The following is a 19,202-nucleotide window of genomic DNA, read 5'->3' on the forward strand; positions in this document are numbered from 1 at the left end:
TAGTTCTGCCGCATGAAGTTCACGTTGTCGGTCGCGCTGAGCCCGCTCGACCAGCTCACCGAACTCGCGGTAACGGCGGAGGAGTGCGGGTATCATGCGGTGGCGCTGCCGGACTCGCTCTTCTACTCGGAGACGGTTTCGGCCGAGTACCCCTACACCCAGGACGGGAGCCGGTTCTGGGACGAGGACACGCCGTGGGTCGATCCGTTGATCGCGGCGGCGTCTATGGGGGCGGCCACCAGCCGCATCCGCTTCTACACCTCGGTGCTCAAGCTCGGCTCACGCCATCCCGTGCTGCTCGCCCGTCAGGTCGGTTCGGTCGCCAATCTCACCGGCGGCCGGTTCGGTCTCGGGCTCGGCGTGGGCTGGTCGCCCGAGGAGTTCGAGTGGTGCGGAGTGCCCTACGCCAACCGGGGTAAGCGCGTCGACGAGGCGATCGATGTCCTTCGGCTGATCCTCGACGGAGGGATGGTCGAGTACCACGGACGCTTCTTCGACTTCGGGAAGCTGAAGATGAGCCCCGCTCCGCGGCAGCGGGTGCCCTTCTACGTCGGCGGCCACAGCGATGTCGCCCTGCGCCGGGCCGCGCGGGTCGGAGACGGTTGGGCGTCGGCGATGATGACGCTCGAGCAACTGCGTTCCACGATCAAGACCCTGCGTCGGCTTCGGGAGGAACACGGCAAGCAGTCGGAGCCCTTCGAGATCCAGGCCGTCTGCGTCGACCAGTTCGGGCTCGACGGCTACCGAAGGCAGGCCGAGATCGGCGTGACAGATGTGATCACCGTTCCGTGGGTCTTCGAGGGGCTGGGCTTCGACGCGCCGATCGAGAAGAAGAAGGACGCGATCCGCAGGTTCGCCGACGAGAACATCGCGAAGTTCGAGGGGGAAGCATGAGTGTCACGGTGTGCTGGGACCCGCAGGCCGGCCAACCGGCCGCACGGCTGGCCGCATGGCGTTCGATGAACGCCGTCGTGGCAGGCGACAAGGGGCTGTGGCTGAGCCTGTTCCATCCGGATGCGGTCGTGGAGGACCCGGTCGGGCCGTCGATGTTCGACGAGGAGGGTAAGGGGCACCACGGTCCCGACGGCATCTCCGCCTTCTGGGACAAGACCATCGCGAACGTGGAGCGGTTCGAGTTCGTGATCGCCGATTCGCACGCTGCCGGTGACGAGGTGGCCAACGTCGGAACGATCACCACCTACCTTCCCGGCAACTACCGCGTGGACACCGACGGGGTGTTCGTCTACCGGGTGGACGCGGCGGGCCTCATTCTCTCGATGCGGGCATTCTGGGAGACCGATCGGGCCATGGCCACGGCACGTCAGGTGGATGGGTGACGCGGAACCCGCGCGGTCGGGCTTCGATACAGGACCGCCCCTCCGCTGTGGCACGGAGGGGCGGTCGGTGGAGCGGGCGACGGGAATCGAACCCGCGTAACCAGTTTGGAAGACTGGGGCTCTACCATTGAGCTACGCCCGCGGGCGAGCCGGAGCAACCGGCCGCTCCGGTAGTGTAGCGGCACCCGCTAAGGTGGTCGCACACCGCCCTGGTGCGGTGAACGGGGTGTGGCGCAGCTTGGTAGCGCATTCGCTTTGGGAGCGAAGGGTCGCAGGTTCAAATCCTGTCACCCCGACGGTTGTCCTGAGTCGCGACATCGTTTGCGGACGAGTCGCGGCTCAGGATTTTTTTGTGGGTTCGTTTCGTGGGGTTGTGGGGTGGGTGGTGTGTCGCGGCATCGTTGACGGGTGTGTCGCGACATGGTTGACGGTGGTTAGCGTTTTTTGGGTTGGTAGTGCTTGGTTGGGTCGATGGTGTGTTCGGCGATGATTTGGCCGGTGTCGGCGTTGCTGACGGTGGTGTTGCGGTCGTGGATGAGTATCAGTACGGGTGTGCCGATGTGGGCTCTGCCGATGCCGAGGTGGCGGAGTTGTCCGGCGTAGCGTAGGGAGATTTTTCCGTTCTTGTCGACGCGGTCGGTGCGGGTGCGCCATTCGGGTTGTGGGGTGTGGGTTGGGGTGGCTTTCGGGAGTGCGGTGTAGGCGCGCTCGGGGGTGCGGCGGCCGATGGAGCGGTGGGGGCGGGCGGTGTTGTACCAGGTTCTGAACTCGTTGAGCATCGTCTGGAGTTGCTCGGTGGTGTCGGGTAGTCGGCGGGCGGTGAGCCAGCGTTTGAGGGTTTGGTGGAAGCGTTCGATCTTGCCTTGGGTTTGGGGGTGTCCGGGGGAGCCGTTCTTCTGGATGATGCCGTGGGCTGTGAGGAGTTTTTCGAATCCGCCGCGGGCGCCTTTGTGGCGTGCCAGTCGGGTGGTGAACACGAGCCCGTTGTCGGTCAGTGTCGAGTAGGGCGGCCCGTATGTGCTGATCAGGTGGGACATCGCCGTAGTGACGTCTGCGCCGGTGAAGGCGGTCGCTGCGTGGATCTGGAGCAGGAATCGTGCGTGGTCGTCGAGGAAGTCGAGGATCTCGATGCGGGTGCCGTTGGCGAGGTTCCAGTGGGTGATGTCGGCTTGCCAGCATTCGTTGGGCAGGTCTGCTTCGAAGCGGATGTAGGAGCTGCGGGGGCGCTTGTTCGGGGCGGGGGTGATCAGGCCGGCGGTGTGGAGGGTGCGGCGGATCGTGGAGGTCGAGGGGGCGAGGTGTCCGTCTCGCTCGAGGTGCCAGGCGATGGTGATCGGGCCGGCGTCAGCGCCGGCAGCGGTGAGCTCGCGGCGTAGTTCGATGATGCGTTCGGTCACTGCCGGTGGTGTCGTGCCGGGGCGGGTCTTCGGGGCGCGGGAGCGGGGTTCGAGGCCTGCGGGGCCTTCGGTGTCGTAACGGGCGAGGAGGGTATGGACCCATTGACGGGTCACGCCGTAGCGCGTGGCTGCTTCGGCATGGGTGAGGCCTTGTTCGCGGACAGCGCGGGCGATGACGAGGTTCTTCGGTTTCACGCCCTATCGTGACCGCCCGCCAGGTGTCAACGATGTCACGACTCACCGGTCAACGATCATACCGAGCCTGTGTCAAGCCTGCCGCGACTCACCTGTCAACGATCAACCGCGACATCACCGCACATCGACGTCAACGATGTCCTGAAACCAGACACTGTCACCCCGACGGTGGTGTGATGTCTTGAGGACATCCTGGACACCCGAACTCACGGAGTGTGGGTTCGGGTGTTCTGCTTTCCGGGCGTTTCGGGCCTGGAGTGCAGGGTTGCCGCCCGCGAGTTCCCCGCTCCGGTCGGCGAGTTCCCCGCTCCCGCCCGCGAGTTCTGCGTTCCCGTCGGCGAGTGCTGCGTTCCCGTCGGCGAGTGCTGCGCTCTCGGCCGCGAGTGGTGCGCTGCGGTGATCGGTTTCGGCACAAAGGCTCACCCGGCCGGCTGTGCGACGCGTGTGTTCGTTCGGCTCCGAAACGCAGAACTCGCGGTCAGGAAGGGGGGACTCGCGGTCAGGAAGGGGGGACTCGCGGGAAGGAAGGGGGGACTCGCGGGAAGGAAGGGGGGACTCGCGGGAAGGGCGGTTCCCCGGGCGGGGAGCCGGGGAACCGCCCCTGTCTTGCACCCTCGCGGGTGTCAGTGGGAGGTGGCCTTCTCGGCACCGGCCCCGGTCAGCGAGCGCACCTCCATCTCCATGTACTTGTCCTCCAGGTGCTCCTTCGACAGCATCGTTCCGAGCCAGCCGAGCAGGAACGATGCCGGGATGGACACCAGCCCCGGGTTGCTCAGCGGGAACCAGTGGAAGTCGACACCGCTGATCATCGCGCTCTCCGATCCCGACACCGCGGGGGAGAACACGATGAGCACGATCGTCACCGCGAGGCCACCGTAGATCGACCACAACGCGCCCGAGGTGTTGAACCGCTTCCAGAACAGCGAGTACAGGATGGTGGGCAGGTTGGCCGACGCCGCCACCGCGAACGCCAACGCGACGAGGAAGGCGACGTTTTGGTCCTTGGCGAGGATGCCGCCGACGATCGCCACGGCACCGATCACGCAAGCGGTGATCCGAGCGACGCGCACCTCGGCGTTCTTGCTGTCCACCTGGCCCTTCTTGATCACATTCGCGTAGACGTCGTGTGCGAAGGACGCCGACGCTGTGATCGTCAGGCCCGCCACCACCGCGAGGATCGTGGCGAAGGCGACCGCCGCGATGAACCCGAGCAGTAGCGGTCCGCCAAGGGCCTCCGCCAGCAGCGGCGCCGCGGCGTTGGACCCGCCGGGTGCGTTGCTGATCGCGTCCGAGCCGACCAGCGCGGCGGCACCGTAGCCCAGCACCAGGGTGAACAGGTAGAACAGGCCGATCAGCACGATGGCCCACACCACGGACCTGCGGGCTTCCTTCGCCGTGGGCACCGTGTAGAACCGCATCAGGACGTGCGGAAGGCCTGCCGTGCCGAGCACGAGCGCGATACCGAGTGAGAGGAAGTCCAGCTGAGTGGTGCCGCTCTCGCCGTAGCGGTTACCCGGGTTGAGCAGTGCATCGCCGTCGCTGGAGGCGTCGGCGGCCGCACCGAGCAGTCCGGAGAGGTTCAGACCGTAGCGGCCCAGCACCCACACCGTCATCACGAAGGTGCCCGCGATGAGCAGTGCTGCCTTGATGATCTGCACCCAGGTGGTGCCCTTCATACCGCCGACGAGCACGTAGGTGATCATGACCACGCCGACCACGGCAATCACGACGGCCTGCCCGAAGTCGCTGTCGACACCCAGCAGCAGTGACACCAGCGCTCCCGCACCGGCCATCTGGGCGAGCAGGTAGAAGAACGACACGGCCATAGTGGACGATGCCGCTGCGGCGCGGACCGGGCGCTGCCGCATCCTGAACGCCAGCACGTCGCCCATCGTGAACTTGCCGGTGTTGCGCAGCAGTTCCGCGACGAGCAGTAGTGCCACCAGCCACGCGACCAGGAACCCGATCGAGTAGAGGAACCCGTCGTAGCCGTACACGGCGATGGCACCCGCGATCCCGAGGAACGACGCCGCCGACAGGTAGTCGCCCGCGATCGCGGTGCCGTTTTGCGGACCGGAGAACGCGCGACCCGCGGCGTAGTAGTCGGAGGCGGTGCGCGTGTTGCGGGAGGCGCGGAACACGATCACCAGCGTCACGATCACGAACAGCGCGAAGATGCTGATGTTGAGTGTGGGGTTGCTGCCTTCGATGCTCTGGGCCAGCGTGCTCATGACTGCTCCCCCTCCATCTCATCGCGGATCTTGTCGGCGATGGGGTCGAGCTTGCGGTTGGCGTAGCGCACGTACAGCCCAGTGATGAGGAACGTCGACACGAACTGCAGCAGGCCGAAGATCAACCCGATGTTGATGTTGCCGACGACCTTTGTGGACATGAATCCGTGCGCGTAGTCGGCCAGCACCACGTAAAGCAGGTACCAGAGGAGAAACAGCGCGGTCATCGGGAAGACGAAGCTTCGCAGGCGCTTGCGCAGCTGCCGAAACTCCTCGCTCCCGTGGACCTCCGCCCAGGACTTGGGCCCTGGTGGATGGGTCGAGGGCTCGGTAGTACTCACTCCTGACCTCCTTGTCACAGCCGTGTTGCGTGCCGCCACAGTAAGGAGGGCGTCGAAATGCCGGAATCGTCAGCGGACCAATCGGCGCGTGATGCGACGAACGGCAGACGAGCGGCGGGCAGACCACGACGAGTGGCCCAGGTCACGTACGACCGCGGAGCGGGTGGCGAACGGGAAGCGGCGGTGCTCGTCGAGGTGCAACCGCAGCATGGCCGCTGTCGACCAGGGTGGTGGGCGGCCGAACAGTGAGATCACGACCATCGTGATGAACGCCAGCGGCACCGACCACGGTGCGGGCTGTACCAGCAGAATGCCGACCCAGCCGTCGACGGGCGGCTGGATCACCGTGAACAGAAAGGCGCCGGTCGAGGAGACCAGACCGGTGGCAACCCCTGCGATCGCGCCGGGTGCGGTGAGCCGCGACCACCAGATGCCCAGCACCAGCAGCGGGCAGAAGGTGGAAGCCGCGACCGTGAAGCCCCAGGTGACCAGCATCCCCGCGTCGAAGCGGACCGCGGGAAGGGCCAGTAGCACGACGATCGCCGCCGCACCCAGCACGGCGACCCTGAGCTGCCGCAGCCCTCCGGGAACGAGGTCGTGCGAGATTGCGCCCGACACCACGAGCAGCAGCCCCAGCGAGGTGGCCAGGAACGCCGCGAAGGCGCCCGCGGTGAGCAGGCCGGTGAAGACGGCCCCCGTCGTGCTGGTGTCCACCTGGGCGGGAAGCGCCACCACCGCGCTGTCCGTGGCGCCGGACAGGTAGAGGTGCGGTACGAGGACTCTGCCGAGCATCCCGTAGATACCGGGGAAGAGGTAGAACACGCTCAGCAGTGCCACCGTCAGTGCCGCCGTACGCCTGGCGGCCCTTCCGTCCGGGCTGGTGTGGAACCGCATGATCACGTGTGGCAGCCCCATCGTGCCGAGCATGGTGGCCACGAGCACTGCCCACGTTCCCAGCAGTGGGTAGCCGGTGTCGCCGAGGTCGAGCAGCGGACGTTCCCAGCCCGGCGCGCCAGGGGCGGCCTCTCCCCGCAACTGCGGCGCCCTGCTGCCCTCGGGGAACACGACGGTGCTGCCCGCGGGGATCTGCCATTCGCCTGCGGCGACCGGGACGCGAGTGCCGTCCGGTTCGACCACGGTCACCCCCTCCGGGACGTCGAGGGTCGCGCCGACGCGGAAGGTCAACGTGGTGTCCTCGGCGAAGTGGGTGAACTCTGCCGGGTGCAGAGCTTGCTCGCGTACCTCGGGCCCCACCTGGGAGAGCAGCCAGATCGCCGGAATGATGAACAGGGCCAGCTTGAAGAAGAACTGGAACGCCTGCACGTAGGTCGCGGCACGCATGCCGCCGAGCGCGAGGGTGGCACTGACGGCAACGCCCGCGATGGCGACGCCGACCCAGTAAGGCGTTCCACTGACGACACTGAGCACCAGCCCCGCCGTTCGGAACTGCGGCACCAGGTACAGCGCTCCGATGACGAGTACGACCACGGCGGCCAGCCGCCGCAGCGACGGTGAGGCCAGCCTGGCCTCCGCGAAGTCGGGCACGGTGAGCGCGCCTGAGCGGCGCATCGGGGCCGCTACCAGTGCCAGCATCGCGATGTAGCCCGCCGTGAACCCCACCGGGTACCACAGCGCACCGACGCCGTCCTTCACCATCAAGCCGGCCACCCCGAGAAACGAGGCGGCCGAAAGGTATTCGCCCGACACCGCGGCGGAGTTCAGCAGCGGTGAAACCCTGCGCGATGCCACGAGGAAGTCGGACGTGGTGCGCATGGCCGCGACACCGCGCAGCCCGATCAGCAATGTCACCACAAGCACCGGCGCGACGGCCAGAGCGACGATCATCGGGAATCGCTCCCGGGGTCACCGCGGTGGTCGGGCTCGCGTTCGACACGCTCGGCCCGCCGCAGGTGCCAGAAGCCCAGCCACACCATCGCGGGGAACGGCACCACGACAGGGGCGAGCCAGGACACCGGCACGTCGAACAGCCGCACCTGGTCGAGCCAGGGGAGTATCGCGAGCAGCAGGGGCAATCCGAACACCAGCGTGAACAGCAAGCCGAGCGCTACCGCTGCCCTGCGTGACTGCGCGCGATACAGCGCCACGGCGCGCGGAGCGTCGGCGGGGTCGAGAGTCGCGGGCCGCCAGCGTCCCCGGTAGCGCCGCCGGGCGTGGGCGAGCCGGGTCTGCGGGCTGGTGACCGTGACCCTTCGGGAGGTGCTCACGGCACCCTTCGCGTCGGCGGGAGGTGGCGGTCCGAGTTCCGCATCGCGCTAGGCCCGCCGCTCGAGCTCGCCCCGCTGGGCGGCGTGCAGCAACTGCTGCCGCAGCTCCCTCGCGTGCCTGCGGCTCACCGGTACGTCACCGAGGTCGGTGTGCGCGAGCAGCCCGCCGACGGAGTCGCTGCGCAGTTCGCGTACCGCCGAGAGCGCGACGAGGAAGCCGCGATGAGTGCGCACGAAGCCGGCGCCCGACCAGTACTCCTCGAGCCGCGAGATGGGCATCCGTACCAGGTGCACACCGGAGCGGGCGTGCAGCCGCACGTAGTCGCCGTGTGCTTCGACGAACTGCACGTCCCTGCGGGGCACGTACCTGGTGCGGCCGCCGGATTCCACCGGCAGCGCGGCCATCGCGTCGGGGGTGCCGCGTTGCTGGGTGGGCTCCTCGCTCTGGCTGAACCGGCCGACCCTGGTGAGCGCCTCGGCCAGCCGTTCGGCCCGCACGGGTTTGAGCAGGTAGTCGACCGCTCCGATGCCGAAGGCGGCGACCGCGTGCGCCTCGTACGCGGTGACGAAGACGATCACAGGCGGGTTCGCGAGTTTCCTCAGCAGCGCGGCCAGTTCCAGGCCGTCGAGTCCGGGCATGGAGATGTCGAGGAACACCGCGTCGAACTCGTCGCTGCGCAGCAGTTTCAGTGCGGAAAGCGGATCGCCCGCCGCGACGACGTCCGACACCTCCGGAGCTTCCCGCAGCATGCCGCACAGGTCCGCAAGCGCGGCCGGAACGTCGTCGATCGCGAGCACCCGCAACCCCTGTGCTGTCTCGGTCACGGCATCACTCCCGGCTGGAATCTCGGTACTCGCACGATGACTCGCGTGCCCTCCTCCGGCGCCGTCTCGACGACGAGCCCGAACCAGGGTCCGTAGACGTTGCGCAGTCGCCTGTCGACGTTCGCCAGACCCATGCTCGTCGCCGCACCGTCCCCCGCCAACAGGGCCTTCGCGTGTTCGGGGTCCATACCGGCACCGTCGTCCTCGACGCTGATGACGCAGTCCGCGCCCTCGGCCTCGCCGAGGACCTGCACGGTACCCCCGCCCGACCGCCGTTCGATGCCGTGCCTGACCGCGTTCTCCACGATGGGCTGCAGCACGAGGTAGGGGATGGCCACGGCGAGAACCTCGGGAGCGACGCGCACCTGCACCCGCAGCCGGTCGCCGAGCACCGCGCGTTGCAGGGCAAGGTAGGTCTCGATGGCGTGGAACTCGTCGGCGACGGTGGTGTACTCGCCGTGGCTGGCGAGGCTGTACCGGATGTAGTCGGCGAAGTCGAGCATGAGTTCGCGGGAGCGAGCGGGGTCGGGCCGCACGAGGCCGGCGATGACCGTCAGCGCGTTGTAGACGAAATGGGGGGAGATCTCCGCCCGCAACGCGCGCAACTCGGCTTCGGCGGCGTGCTCTGCGGAGGCCTCCAGCCTGCCGCGTTCCAGCGCCGCGACCAGCAGCTGCGCCACCTCGTTGAGCGCGGTCAACCGTGCGGTTCCCGCGACCACCAGCACGCCCGCGAGTTCGTCGTGCACGATGAGCGGAAGGGCGACGACTTCGGCCCGCCTCGCCCTGTTCTCGGTGTGCAACACCTCGTCCACCAGCGCGGCGGTGTCGACGTCGGCGGGCAGGCTGCCCGCCTGCACCATGCTTGCGGACAGATCGGCGAGGCCGACGCCGTCGGCAGCCAGGAGCTTGCGGATGCCGCGTGCCGCCGCCCGGACCCTCGGCCCGGAAAGGCCGTCGACAAGGTCGTCGGACACGTGCCGCGCGGTCTCCAGGATCGAGCCTGGGTCGCGCAGGCGCCGCGACCAGAGGATGCCCTTGGCAGGGCCGTCCTCCGCAGGCATGGACATGCTCGCTCCCAGCTGCGTCGACGGGTCCCCGCGAATCTAACCGCCGTGCCGGGCGGCGGGAAGGGCGGACGCAAACGAACGGTCACAGAACGTGCAAACCGGGCGGTTTCGGTCATTACGGGCTGTGCTGCAGGGTGGTGAAGGCCCATAATTACCGTGGTGATGTCACGATGGCGCTACGGGATGAGGAGCAGCGGCAGCTCGCCGAGATAGAGCGAAGGCTGGCCGAGGACGATCCGCGCCTTGCCCAGCGGCTTTCCCGGCTGCGCCCGTTCGCGCTGTCGTCCACCGCACTGGCCGTTGCCGCGCTGTTGGTGTGCTTCGTCGTCGGTCTGGCCGTTGTCGCGATCGGCACGGAGATCGGCTCGTTGCCGGTCGGCATCGTCGGCGCGATCGTCGGGGTCGGCCTCCCCACGTTGCTCATTTGGCGGCTTTGGCTGCGCAGGCTCCGCTGACAAGTTGATCTTGAAACGCTGTCGGCTGGTCGGCTGCCAGTAAGATCATGGGGTAGCGCGCCGGAGCATTCGCCTGATCGGGAGGGGCTGACCAGACGAGATGAGCATCGAGTCCCCAGCCAGGTCGAAACTGTTCCGCCGGGCGTCCTGGAGCGAATGGCGCCAGGTCGCCGACATCCTCCGGCAGGAGACCGTCGGCGGGGTTCTGCTGCTCCTCGGTGCCGTCCTTGCGCTGGTGTGGGCGAACTCACCCTGGTCACAGGCCTACACGTGGCTGAGGGAACTCACCGTCGGCCCGCACGCGCTGCATCTGGACCTGACGCTGTCGCAGTGGGCGGCCGACGGTCTGCTCGCCATCTTCTTCTTCGTCGTGGGCCTCGAACTCAAACGGGAGTTCGTCGCGGGCGACCTGCGCGACCCCCGGCGTGCGGCACTGCCGGTGGCCGCGGCACTCGGTGGTGTCGTCTTTCCCGCGCTCATCTTCGTCCTTGTCAACCTGGGCGACAGCTCGGCGCTGCGGGGTTGGGCGATTCCGACGGCCACCGACATCGCCTTCGCCGTGGCCGTGCTCGCCGTGGTCGGCCGCTGCCTGCCCTCGGCACTGCGGATGTTCCTGCTCACGCTGGCCGTCGTCGACGACCTGGTGGCGATCCTGATCATCGCCGTCTTCTACACCGACGACCTCGCGCCGCTGCCGCTGCTGCTGGCGCTGCTGCCGCTGGGCCTGTTCACGCTGCTTGTGCAGCGGCGAGTCCGGTCGTGGTGGCTGCTGATACCGCTCGGTGTGGTCACGTGGGCGCTGGTGCACGCCTCAGGGGTGCACGCCACCGTCGCGGGCGTGTTACTCGGCTTCGCCGTGCCCGCGCTGCGCAGGCGTGGCGAGGCGGTCGGCCTCGCCGAACACTTCGAACACCGCTGGCGGCCGATCTCGGCAGGCGTGGCGGTGCCCATCTTCGCGCTGTTCGCCGCGGGCGTCGCCTTCGGCGGACTCGGCGGCCTGCGCACCGCGCTCACCGACCCCGTGGCGGTCGGCATCGTGGCGGGGCTGGTGCTGGGCAAGGCGATCGGCATCTTCGGCACCACTTATCTCATGGGCCGGTTCACCAGGGCCGAGCTCGACGGCGACATCGCGTGGGTCGACGTGCTGGGTCTGGCCGTCCTCGGCGGTATCGGCTTCACCGTCTCGCTGCTGGTGGGCGACCTGGCCTTCGGCGCGGGCACCGAACGCGACGAGCACGTCAAGATCGCGGTGCTCACCGGGTCGGTGCTGGCCGCGCTGATCGCCACGGTCATTCTGCGACTGCGCAACCGGGCCTACCGGCGGGTCTACGAGAAGGAGACCAGGGACACCGACCTCGACGGCATTCCGGACGTGTTCGAGGAGGACGAACCGGACCCCTCGGGGGAAACCGATCGGCGCGACGTGCTCGACGAGGCGTCCGGTGCCGAACGCTTCGGCGGTCACTGACTTCGTCGCTCGTGGCGCGCGGGCGGGTGAGCCGGGGTGCGGAAAGGGCCCCTCGTCCAGGCGGACCCGTGCTCCAGCAGCCACGTCACTGGCCTAGACTCGGATTGCGGTTCCGCAGGCCGATGGTCGGGCGGAGCCTGTCCAGATTCCGACACTGTCCCGGCTAGGAGAAAACCTTGAAGAGCACCGTCGAGCAGCTGAGCCCGACGCGCGTGAAGATCAATGTCGAGGTGCCGTTCGACGAGCTCAAACCGAACTTCGACCGCGCCTATCGCAAGATCGCTCAGCAGGTCCGGATCCCCGGTTTCCGTCCGGGCAAGGCACCTGCCCGCGTCCTGGAGAGCCGCATCGGCCGTGCGCCTGTGCTCGACGAGGTGGTCAACGAGGCCATCCCAGCGAAGTACCTCGAGGCCGTGCGCAGCGGCGACGTGCGCACCCTCGGTCAGCCGGACTTCGAGGTGACCAAACTCGAGGACCGCGACGTGCTGGAGTTCAGCGCCGAGGTGGACGTGCGTCCCGACATCACGCTTCCCGACCTCGGCGACATCACGGTCACCGTGGACGACGTGGAGTTCGAGGAGTCGGAGGTCGACGAGCAACTCGACGAGCTGCGGGCCCGCTTCGGCACGCTCACCGGAGTCGACCGGCCCGCCCAAAACGGTGACTTCGTCTCCATCGACCTGTCGGCCACGGTCGACGGTGAGGAGATCCCCGACGCGTCCACCAGCGGACTTTCCTACGAGATCGGCTCAGGTCAGCTCGTCGACGGCATCGACGAGGCGATCATCGGGGCGAACGAGGGCGAGCAGAAGACCTTCACCACGAAGCTGCTGGCCGGCGAGCACGTGGGTAAGGACGCCGAGGTGACGGTGACCGTCAACTCGATCAAGCAGCGGGAGCTGCCCGAGCCCGACGACGAGTTCGCGCAGCTCGCGAGCGAGTTCGACACCCTGGAGGAGCTGAAGGAGGATCTGCGTGACCGGCTGCGGCGGATGAAGCGCATGCAGCAGGGAGTGCAGGCCAGGGACAAGGTTCTCGACGCGCTGCTCGAACGGGTGGACGTTCCGCTTCCGGAGACGATCCTGGACTCCGAGATCGCCAACCGCAAGCACGACGCGGTGCACCCGTTCGACCACGACGAGGACGCCTTCAAGCGTTCGTTGGAGGCCGAGGGCAAGTCGTTCGAGGAGTTCGAGGAGGAGGTGCGCAAGGAAGCGGAGAAGTCCGTGCGTACCCAGTTGCTGCTCGACGCCGTCGCCGACGCCGAGGACGTCTCCGTCAACGACGCCGAACTGACCGAGCGCATCGTCTACCAGGCCCAGCGGTTCGGGATGAGCCCGGACCAGTACGTCTCGCAGGCACAGCAGTCCGGCCAGCTCGGGGCCATCTATGCCGACGTTCGTCGCGGCAAGGCGCTCGCCTCGGTGGTGCGGGGTGTGACCGTGACCGACGAGTCGGGCAACACCGTGGACCTGACCGACCTGTTCGGTCCCGCCGAGGACGCGACCGAGGCCGAGGCCGGTGACGAAGCCAGTGCCGCAGCCGGTGACCAAGCCGGCGACGAGGAGCGCGACGAGGCCACCCCATCGAGTGGTGCCGACGAGGCGGGCACCGCGGGAGAGGCCGCGTCCAGCTCCGACAAGTGACCCTTTCTCATGCTCTGAGCGAACTCGGGCGGTGTCAGGCATCCTGCGCCGCCCGAGTTGGTTAGGGTCGGTTACAAGATCTCAGACTCCTGAAAAGGCAGGCAGACGTGACGCAGCACATGCCAGAGGGGCGAACCAGCACAGCGGGGCTCAACCTGACCGACTCGGTGTACGAGCGGCTGCTTCAGGAGCGCATCGTGGTGCTGGGCTCCGAGGTCAACGACGAGGTCGCCAACCGCATCACCGCGCAGCTGCTGCTGCTGGCCGCCGAGGACTCGCAGGCCGACATCCGGTTCTACATCAACTCGCCGGGCGGGTCGGTGACGGCCGGCTTCGCGATCTACGACACGATGCAGCTCATCGAGCCCGACGTGGCCACGTACGCGATGGGGTTGGCGGCGTCGATGGGCCAGTTCCTGCTCTCCTCGGGTACTCCCGGTAAGCGCTACGCGCTACAGCACGCGCGCATCCTGATGCACCAGCCTTCGGCGGGTGTCGGTGGCACTGCTTCCGACATCGCCATCCAGGCCGAGGTGTTCAGCAAGTGGAAGTACGAGCTGGCGAAGATCACCGCTGAGCAGACAGGTCAGACCGTGGAGCAGATCATCGCCGACGGTGATCGCGACCGGTGGTTCACGGCCGAGGAAGCCAAGGACTACGGCTTCGTGGACCAGGTGCTGACCCGCGAGCACCCGCATCCGAACTCGAACTCCAACTGACCGGGCACGGCAGGAGCAAAACACTATGACCAGTCCATATCTTCCGCAGTCCCGGTACGTGCTGCCCTCCTACGTGGAGCGCACCAGCTACGGGGTCAAGGAGTCCAACCCGTACAACAAGTTGTACGAGGAGCGGCAGATCATGCTGGGGGTGCAGGTGGACGACGCGTCGGCCAACGACGTGATGGCCCAGCTGCTGCACCTGGAGCACGAGGACCCCGACCGCGACATCATCATCTACATCAACTCCCCGGGTGGCTCCTTCACGGCCCTCATGGCGATCTACGACACCATGCAGTACGTGCGCCCCGACATCCAGACCGTCTGCCTCGGCCAGGCCGCGTCCGCGGCGGCCGTGTTGCTCGCGGCCGGGACGAAGGGCAAGCGGCTCGCGCTGCCCAACTCCCGCGTGCTGATCCACCAGCCCGCCACCGAGGGCGCCTACGGCCAGGTTTCGGACCTGGAGATCCAGGCGAGGGAGATCCAGCGGGTCAGGCGACTGATGGAGACCACGCTGGCCAAGCACACGAACAAGTCGGCGGACGAGGTCCGCGCCGACATCGAGCGCGACAAGATCCTCACCCCGGAGGAAGCCAAGGAGTACGGCATCATCGACGAGGTGCTGTCGTACCGCAAGGCGTCCGCCGAGGTCTGACGTTCGCGGACGGGTGCGTGTCGCCTGCCGACACGCACCCGTCCGCAGTACTAGGGTTGGCCCGCGCGCGTCCGAATTGCCGTTAGGCTCCCGCCGGGCGCGTTGGGCGGGTACCGTCAGTGGCAACGCACGAGTCAGGTGTTCATCGGCACCGGAGGGGACGAGGTCAGCGGTCATGGCAAGGATCGGCGACGGCGGAGACCTGCTGAAGTGCTCCTTTTGTGGCAAGAGCCAAAAACAGGTGAAGAAGCTCATCGCCGGCCCTGGCGTCTATATCTGTGACGAATGCATCGACCTCTGTAACGAGATCATCGAGGAAGAACTCGCCGAGGCGGGTGACGTCAAGCTCGACGAGCTTCCCAAGCCCGCCGACATCCACGAGTTCCTCGAGCAGTACATCATCGGGCAGGACGAGGCGAAACGGACGCTGGCGGTAGCGGTATACAACCACTACAAGCGCATCCAGTCCGAGGGCAAGAACCCGAAGGACTCCAAGGACGAGCCCGTCGAGCTGGCCAAATCGAACATTCTGATGCTCGGCCCCACCGGGTGCGGCAAGACCTACCTCGCGCAGACGCTGGCCAAGCTGCTCAATGTGCCGTTCGCCATCGCGGACGCCACCGCGCTGACCGAGGCGGGCTACGTCGGCGAGGACGTCGAGAACATTCTGCTGAAGCTCATTCAGGCTGCGGACTACGACGTCAAGCGGGCCGAGACGGGCATCATCTACATCGACGAGGTCGACAAGATCGCGCGCAAGTCCGAGAACCCCTCGATCACGCGTGACGTCTCGGGCGAGGGTGTGCAGCAGGCGCTGCTGAAGATTCTCGAGGGCACCACGGCGTCGGTGCCGCCGCAGGGTGGACGCAAGCACCCGCACCAGGAGTTCATCCAGATCGACACCACGAACGTGCTGTTCATCGTCGCGGGTGCGTTCGCGGGCCTCGAGAAGATCATCAACGATCGGATCGGCAAGCGCGGGCTCGGCTTCGGGGCGGAGATCCGCACCAAGCGTGAGATCGAGGAAAGCGACATCTTCAGCGAGACCATGCCCGAAGACTTGATCAAGTTCGGGCTGATCCCCGAGTTCATCGGCAGGCTGCCGGTCGTGGCCAGCGTGACGAACCTGGACAAGCCTTCGCTGGTGCAGATCCTCACCCAGCCGCGCAACGCCTTGACCAAGCAGTACAAGCGCCTCTTCGAGATGGACAACGTCGAACTCGAGTTCACCAAGACCGCGCTCGAGGCGATCGCCGACCAGGCCCTGCTGCGGGGGACCGGCGCGAGGGGGTTGCGCGCGATCATGGAGGAGGTGCTGCAGCCGGTGATGTACGACATCCCCAGCCGCGACGACGTGGCGAAGGTCGTCATCACGGAGCAGACCGTCCGGGAGAACGTCAACCCGACGATCGTGTCGCGGCAACCGTCGCGGCGGCAGCGAGAGCGCGGCGAGAAGTCGGCCTGAGCCGGTGCGCATGGCTCGCTGAACAACCATGACGCCGATGCCTGAAGGTCGCGACAGCGGCAGCGAGCGTGCCGACGTAACACAGTTGTGGCAGGGCATGGTCGCGGTAGGACGGTTGCGTCATCCGCGAACCCACCTGGCCCTCATCGTGGTGCTCGGGGTCCTGGGTGCCGTCTGCTTGCTCGCGACGATCACCAGAATGTCGGCCCTGCCGCTGTTGCCGTTGCTGCCACTGTCCGTCGCTGCCTACGCGCAGTGGCGAGCTCGCAACGCTTCGAGCGACCGGAATCTCGTCGCGTGGGTGACGCTGCTTGCCACGAGTGTTGCTGTCTGTATATGGCTTGTAGCGCTTGTGGGCCGTATCCTCCGGTGAAGGTTTGCCTGCCGGGTTCTCTGGATAGCCCGTACGGGTTAAGGGCAACGACCGAAATGGGACACGGTTGTAGTGACAGCAATCAGCGAGCTGGGTGCGGGCGAGTTCTCGCATCAGGCGCTGCTTTATCACGACGACTCCAGTTATCTGGCAGGTGTCGTGCCGTTCGTGCTCGAGGGACTCGCCGCGGGGAAGCCGGTTGCCGTCGCGGTGCCCGGGCCGAAGCTCGACCGCATCGAGGCCGCGCTGGGTCCGGCGGCCCGGGACGTCCGGTTACTGGACATGGCCGAGGTCGGCCGCAATCCCGGTCGCATCATCCCTTCCGTTTTGCATGACTTCGCCGACGCTCACCAGGGCAGAGTCCGAGTTCTCGGTGAGCCGATCTGGCCGGAGCGCTCGAGTGCGGAGTACCCGGCTTGTGTCCAGCACGAAGCGTTGATCAACGCGTCCTTCGCGGGGTCGGCGGTGACCATTCTGTGCCCCTACGACACCTCCCGGCTGTCCGAACAGGCACTCGCCGATGCGCACGCCACCCATCCGGTGATCGCGGACGAGTCGGGCACGCGAGCCAGCGAGGGATATGCCCCCGATGAGGCGTTTTCGCGATACAACCTGCCGCTGACAGCCCCGCCGGACGCCGAGGAGTTCTCCTTCGACCTCGGCAGCCTCACCAAGGCTCGGCACGTCGCCGTCGCACGTGGCGCCGCGCTCGGCCTCAGCCAGGACCGGCTGGACGACTTCGCGCTCGCTGTGGCGGAGTTGTGTGCCAACAGCGTCCAGCACGGCGGCGGCTCGGGTGTGCTTCGGGTGTGGCGCGAGCACGGTGACGTCATCGCCGAGGTCTCCGACCGCGGGTACCTCAGCGACCCGCTCGCAGGCCGAAGGCCCGCGAGCCCGCGCCAGTTGGGTGGCAGGGGCCTGCTTCTCGTCCACCGGGTCGTCGACCTGGTGCGCACCCACTCCACGCCCGAGGGCACCACCACCCGGATCTACCTGCGCGGCTGATCGCGATCAGGATCCCTGGCGAACCGGCCTCGGCGCATGCCTGCCGAGGAAGGCGACCAGGCCGGGCGCGACCCGGCTGAAGAACTCCCCGTTGTGTTTGCCCTCGGCCGTGACCGCCACCTCAGGCTCGGCCGTGCGAATGAACCGGCGCGTCCCGGAGATGAACGGGTCTCGCGTGCCGCACCACACGCCGATCGGCACGTCGCCGATGTCCCGGATGTGACGCAGCGGATCCATCGAAGCCCAGTCGCGCGGGCCGTTGAAGGCGCGACGCTTGCGCATCTGCTGCCAGCTGGTCAGCAGGGCCGGGGAGATGACGCCGACCGCTCCCAGCGGGCTGCGCTGCTGCGCACGGCGCCTGGCATAGAGCAACGAGCCGAAACCGCCCATCGAGATGCCGGCGGATGCGAACGGGACTCCGCCCTCGCCGGACAGCCGTAGCTCCTTCAGCCAGTTGGGCACCTCGAACAGCAGCATGCCCATGGGGTCGTCGCCGGGCCGGTGCTCGTGCCAGTAGCTGTCACCGCCGTCGACGGCGAGGAAGCCGAACGCGGGCACCCTCCTGCGTGCCACCGCGTCGGCCAGGCACTGGGCCAGCCCGTCCGGAGCCGCCGTGCGCGCCGACCCGCGACGTCCGTGCAACAGCAGAGATATCGGCATTCCCGCCGGTGGGTTCCGGGTAGGCAGCGTCAGCGCCAACTCGACCTCGCGGCCGCGAGCACGCGAGTAAACCCGTTCCAGCCGGGTGAAGCCGGCTCCCTGCAGCGGTGAGGATATGGTGATCGAGCTTCGCAACGCCCAGTCCAGCGACCGGGACCCCGCGCTGAACGACGCCACGCCCGCGGCCGCCATACCGCCCAGCGTCCCCAGCAGCAGGCCGCGCCTTCCGATCCGGTACCGCTTCGGCTCGTCGGTGTCCGCCGCCGACACGCACCACCCCGCAAAGCTCGTTGTCGAACCGTGACGGCGTCAGCCTTCCATGATCCGCTTTTCGCCCGTGTAAAGGTTCATGCTCTGTCCCCGCAGGAAGCCGACGAGCGTCATCCCGTTCTCCTCCGCGAGTTCCACAGCAAGTGACGACGGTGCGGAGACCGCCGCGAGCATCGGGATACCCGCCATGGCGGCCTTTTGCACCAGTTCGAAGGAGGCGCGGCCGGACACCAGCAACCCGCAGTCCGACAGCGGGACCCGGCGCTCCAGCAATGCCCATCCCAGCACCTTGTCCACGGCGTTGTGCCTGCCGACGTCCTCCCGCACGGTCAGCAAGGACCCCTCCGAGGTGAACAGGCCGGCCGCGTGCAGCCCTCCGGTGGCCGCGAAAACTCGCTGCCGGGCGCGCAGCACGTCCGGCAGTTCGGCCAGCAGGTTCGGGGTGATGGTGAACGGCGAGCCCGAAGGCGAATACCTGGTCCTCAGTTTCACGGCGTCCAGCGCGGCCTTGCCGCACACGCCACAGGAAGAGGTGGTGTAGAAGTTGCGCTCGACCCCGGTCTCGGGCGGCGGCACGCCGTCGGCGAGCGCGATGTCGAGGACGTTGTAGGTGTTGCGGCCCTGATCGTCGAGGCTGTCGCAGTAGCGGGCGAGCGCGACGTCCTCGCTGTCACCGATCACCCCTTCGGAGAGCAGGAAGCCGTGTGCGAGTTCGACGTCGTGTCCGGGAGTGCGCATGGTGACGGCGAGCGGCTTTCCTGAAACCCTGATCTCGAGCGGCTCCTCGGCCGCGAGGGCGTCCGGCCTGCGCCGCACGCCGTGCGAGGTCAACATCCGCACCGGCCTGCGTACCGTGACTCGGCCCATG

Annotated in this window: 19 protein-coding genes and 2 tRNA genes; 11 read left to right on the forward strand and 10 right to left on the reverse strand. The window is 67.5% G+C overall.

Annotation, left to right across the window (positions count from 1 at the left end; genetic code table 11):
- Window positions 1-12: 12 nt before the first annotated feature.
- Together SACMADRAFT_RS07985 and SACMADRAFT_RS07990 are read left to right on the forward strand one after the other, a co-directional pair.
- Window positions 13-894, forward strand: coding sequence for a TIGR03619 family F420-dependent LLM class oxidoreductase (locus tag SACMADRAFT_RS07985; protein ID WP_009153294.1), 882 nt, complete (start codon window positions 13-15; stop codon window positions 892-894).
- A complete protein-coding gene (locus tag SACMADRAFT_RS07990) occupies window positions 891-1,337 on the forward strand; it encodes a nuclear transport factor 2 family protein (protein WP_009153295.1) in 447 nt (148 codons plus the stop codon). Before SACMADRAFT_RS07985 ends, SACMADRAFT_RS07990 begins: the two co-directional genes overlap by 4 nt.
- 68 nt (window positions 1,338-1,405) lie before the next feature.
- Here the strand turns inward: SACMADRAFT_RS07990 and SACMADRAFT_RS07995 are convergent.
- Window positions 1,406-1,479 (reverse strand) — tRNA-Gly (locus tag SACMADRAFT_RS07995).
- Between the two features lie 80 nt (window positions 1,480-1,559).
- On the opposite strand from SACMADRAFT_RS07995, the gene SACMADRAFT_RS08000 reads away from it, so the two are divergent.
- Window positions 1,560-1,633, forward strand: a tRNA-Pro gene (locus SACMADRAFT_RS08000).
- Between the two features lie 138 nt (window positions 1,634-1,771).
- On the opposite strand, the gene SACMADRAFT_RS08005 is transcribed toward SACMADRAFT_RS08000, so the two are convergent.
- The 7 genes from SACMADRAFT_RS08005 to SACMADRAFT_RS08040 all read right to left on the reverse strand — a co-directional run bounded on the left by SACMADRAFT_RS08005 (window position 1,772) and on the right by SACMADRAFT_RS08040 (window position 9,612).
- Window positions 1,772-2,929, reverse strand: coding sequence for an IS481 family transposase (locus SACMADRAFT_RS08005; protein WP_009152324.1), 1,158 nt, complete (start codon window positions 2,927-2,929; stop codon window positions 1,772-1,774).
- Window positions 2,930-3,552: 623 nt separating this feature from the next.
- The gene (locus SACMADRAFT_RS08015; protein WP_009153296.1) at window positions 3,553-5,160 is read right to left on the reverse strand and encodes a solute symporter family protein; all 1,608 of its coding nucleotides are present in this window, start codon (window positions 5,158-5,160) and stop codon (window positions 3,553-3,555) included.
- Window positions 5,157-5,501, reverse strand: coding sequence for a DUF485 domain-containing protein (locus tag SACMADRAFT_RS08020; protein ID WP_009153297.1), 345 nt, complete (start codon window positions 5,499-5,501; stop codon window positions 5,157-5,159). The genes SACMADRAFT_RS08015 and SACMADRAFT_RS08020 overlap by 4 nt, the downstream gene beginning before the upstream one ends.
- Before the next feature lie 69 nt (window positions 5,502-5,570).
- Window positions 5,571-7,346, reverse strand: coding sequence for a sodium/solute symporter (locus SACMADRAFT_RS08025; protein ID WP_009153298.1), 1,776 nt, complete (start codon window positions 7,344-7,346; stop codon window positions 5,571-5,573).
- The gene (locus SACMADRAFT_RS08030) at window positions 7,343-7,726 is read right to left on the reverse strand and encodes a membrane protein (protein ID WP_009153299.1); all 384 of its coding nucleotides are present in this window, start codon (window positions 7,724-7,726) and stop codon (window positions 7,343-7,345) included. Before SACMADRAFT_RS08030 ends, SACMADRAFT_RS08025 begins: the two co-directional genes overlap by 4 nt.
- Window positions 7,727-7,774: 48 nt before the next feature.
- Window positions 7,775-8,551, reverse strand: coding sequence for a LytR/AlgR family response regulator transcription factor (locus SACMADRAFT_RS08035; protein WP_009153300.1), 777 nt, complete (start codon window positions 8,549-8,551; stop codon window positions 7,775-7,777).
- Window positions 8,548-9,612 (reverse strand): sensor histidine kinase, encoded by a 1,065-nt coding sequence (locus SACMADRAFT_RS08040; RefSeq protein WP_085977962.1) that lies wholly within the window; start codon window positions 9,610-9,612, stop codon window positions 8,548-8,550. Before SACMADRAFT_RS08040 ends, SACMADRAFT_RS08035 begins: the two co-directional genes overlap by 4 nt.
- Window positions 9,613-9,788: 176 nt before the next feature.
- On the opposite strand from SACMADRAFT_RS08040, the gene SACMADRAFT_RS08045 reads away from it, so the two are divergent.
- From SACMADRAFT_RS08045 to SACMADRAFT_RS08080, 8 genes are all read left to right on the forward strand, one after another.
- Window positions 9,789-10,073 carry a DUF3040 domain-containing protein gene (locus SACMADRAFT_RS08045; RefSeq protein WP_009153302.1) on the forward strand — a complete coding sequence of 95 codons (285 nt, stop codon included), beginning with the start codon at window positions 9,789-9,791 and terminating at the stop codon, window positions 10,071-10,073.
- A 100-nt stretch (window positions 10,074-10,173) separates the two neighbouring features.
- Entirely contained in the window at window positions 10,174-11,541 is a 1,368-nt protein-coding gene (gene nhaA / locus SACMADRAFT_RS08050; RefSeq protein ID WP_009153303.1) for a Na+/H+ antiporter NhaA, read from the forward strand.
- 176 nt (window positions 11,542-11,717) lie between these two features.
- Window positions 11,718-13,187, forward strand: a complete 1,470-nt coding sequence (tig, locus tag SACMADRAFT_RS08055; protein ID WP_009153304.1) for a trigger factor — start codon at window positions 11,718-11,720, stop codon at window positions 13,185-13,187.
- 119 nt (window positions 13,188-13,306) lie between these two features.
- Window positions 13,307-13,906, forward strand: coding sequence for a ClpP family protease (locus SACMADRAFT_RS08060; protein ID WP_009153305.1), 600 nt, complete (start codon window positions 13,307-13,309; stop codon window positions 13,904-13,906).
- A 25-nt stretch (window positions 13,907-13,931) separates the two neighbouring features.
- The gene (locus SACMADRAFT_RS08065) at window positions 13,932-14,561 is read left to right on the forward strand and encodes an ATP-dependent Clp protease proteolytic subunit (RefSeq protein WP_009153306.1); all 630 of its coding nucleotides are present in this window, start codon (window positions 13,932-13,934) and stop codon (window positions 14,559-14,561) included.
- Window positions 14,562-14,736: 175 nt separating this feature from the next.
- Window positions 14,737-16,026, forward strand: coding sequence for an ATP-dependent Clp protease ATP-binding subunit ClpX (gene clpX / locus SACMADRAFT_RS08070; RefSeq protein WP_009153307.1), 1,290 nt, complete (start codon window positions 14,737-14,739; stop codon window positions 16,024-16,026).
- A gap of 37 nt (window positions 16,027-16,063) precedes the next feature.
- Window positions 16,064-16,399: a hypothetical protein gene (locus tag SACMADRAFT_RS08075; RefSeq protein ID WP_232285557.1), complete on the forward strand. Its 336-nt coding sequence runs from the start codon at window positions 16,064-16,066 to the stop codon at window positions 16,397-16,399.
- Between the two features lie 72 nt (window positions 16,400-16,471).
- Window positions 16,472-17,404, forward strand: a complete 933-nt coding sequence (locus SACMADRAFT_RS08080) for a sensor histidine kinase (RefSeq protein WP_009153309.1) — start codon at window positions 16,472-16,474, stop codon at window positions 17,402-17,404.
- A gap of 6 nt (window positions 17,405-17,410) precedes the next feature.
- Here the strand turns inward: SACMADRAFT_RS08080 and SACMADRAFT_RS08085 are convergent, their stop codons facing one another.
- Window positions 17,411-18,334 (reverse strand): alpha/beta hydrolase, encoded by a 924-nt coding sequence (locus SACMADRAFT_RS08085; protein WP_009153310.1) that lies wholly within the window; start codon window positions 18,332-18,334, stop codon window positions 17,411-17,413.
- 39 nt (window positions 18,335-18,373) lie between these two features.
- Entirely contained in the window at window positions 18,374-19,201 is an 828-nt protein-coding gene (gene fdhD / locus SACMADRAFT_RS08090; RefSeq protein WP_009153311.1) for a formate dehydrogenase accessory sulfurtransferase FdhD, read from the reverse strand.
- Between the last annotated feature and the right edge of the window lies 1 nt (window position 19,202).

Origin of the sequence: Saccharomonospora marina XMU15, assembly GCF_000244955.1 — a bacterium.
In the GTDB taxonomy this organism is placed as follows: domain Bacteria; phylum Actinomycetota; class Actinomycetes; order Mycobacteriales; family Pseudonocardiaceae; genus Saccharomonospora_A; species Saccharomonospora_A marina.

What these genes read in the sequence shown, in the direction of transcription:
- clpX (WP_009153307.1), top strand. Translation starts at nt 14,737, where the DNA reads ATGGCAAGGATCGGCGACGGCGGAGACCTGCTGAAGTGCTCCTTTTGT.
- SACMADRAFT_RS08065 (WP_009153306.1), top strand. Translation starts at nt 13,932, where the DNA reads ATGACCAGTCCATATCTTCCGCAGTCCCGGTACGTGCTGCCCTCCTAC.
- SACMADRAFT_RS08060 (WP_009153305.1), top strand. Translation starts at nt 13,307, where the DNA reads ATGCCAGAGGGGCGAACCAGCACAGCGGGGCTCAACCTGACCGACTCG.
- SACMADRAFT_RS08015 (WP_009153296.1), bottom strand. Translation starts at nt 5,160, where the DNA reads ATGAGCACGCTGGCCCAGAGCATCGAAGGCAGCAACCCCACACTCAAC.
- nhaA (WP_009153303.1), top strand. Translation starts at nt 10,174, where the DNA reads ATGAGCATCGAGTCCCCAGCCAGGTCGAAACTGTTCCGCCGGGCGTCC.
- SACMADRAFT_RS08045 (WP_009153302.1), top strand. Translation starts at nt 9,789, where the DNA reads ATGGCGCTACGGGATGAGGAGCAGCGGCAGCTCGCCGAGATAGAGCGA.
- SACMADRAFT_RS07985 (WP_009153294.1), top strand. Translation starts at nt 13, where the DNA reads ATGAAGTTCACGTTGTCGGTCGCGCTGAGCCCGCTCGACCAGCTCACC.
- SACMADRAFT_RS08025 (WP_009153298.1), bottom strand. Translation starts at nt 7,346, where the DNA reads ATGATCGTCGCTCTGGCCGTCGCGCCGGTGCTTGTGGTGACATTGCTG.
- fdhD (WP_009153311.1), bottom strand. Translation starts at nt 19,201, where the DNA reads ATGGGCCGAGTCACGGTACGCAGGCCGGTGCGGATGTTGACCTCGCAC.
- SACMADRAFT_RS07990 (WP_009153295.1), top strand. Translation starts at nt 891, where the DNA reads ATGAGTGTCACGGTGTGCTGGGACCCGCAGGCCGGCCAACCGGCCGCA.
- SACMADRAFT_RS08040 (WP_085977962.1), bottom strand. Translation starts at nt 9,612, where the DNA reads ATGCCTGCGGAGGACGGCCCTGCCAAGGGCATCCTCTGGTCGCGGCGC.
- SACMADRAFT_RS08075 (WP_232285557.1), top strand. Translation starts at nt 16,064, where the DNA reads ATGCCTGAAGGTCGCGACAGCGGCAGCGAGCGTGCCGACGTAACACAG.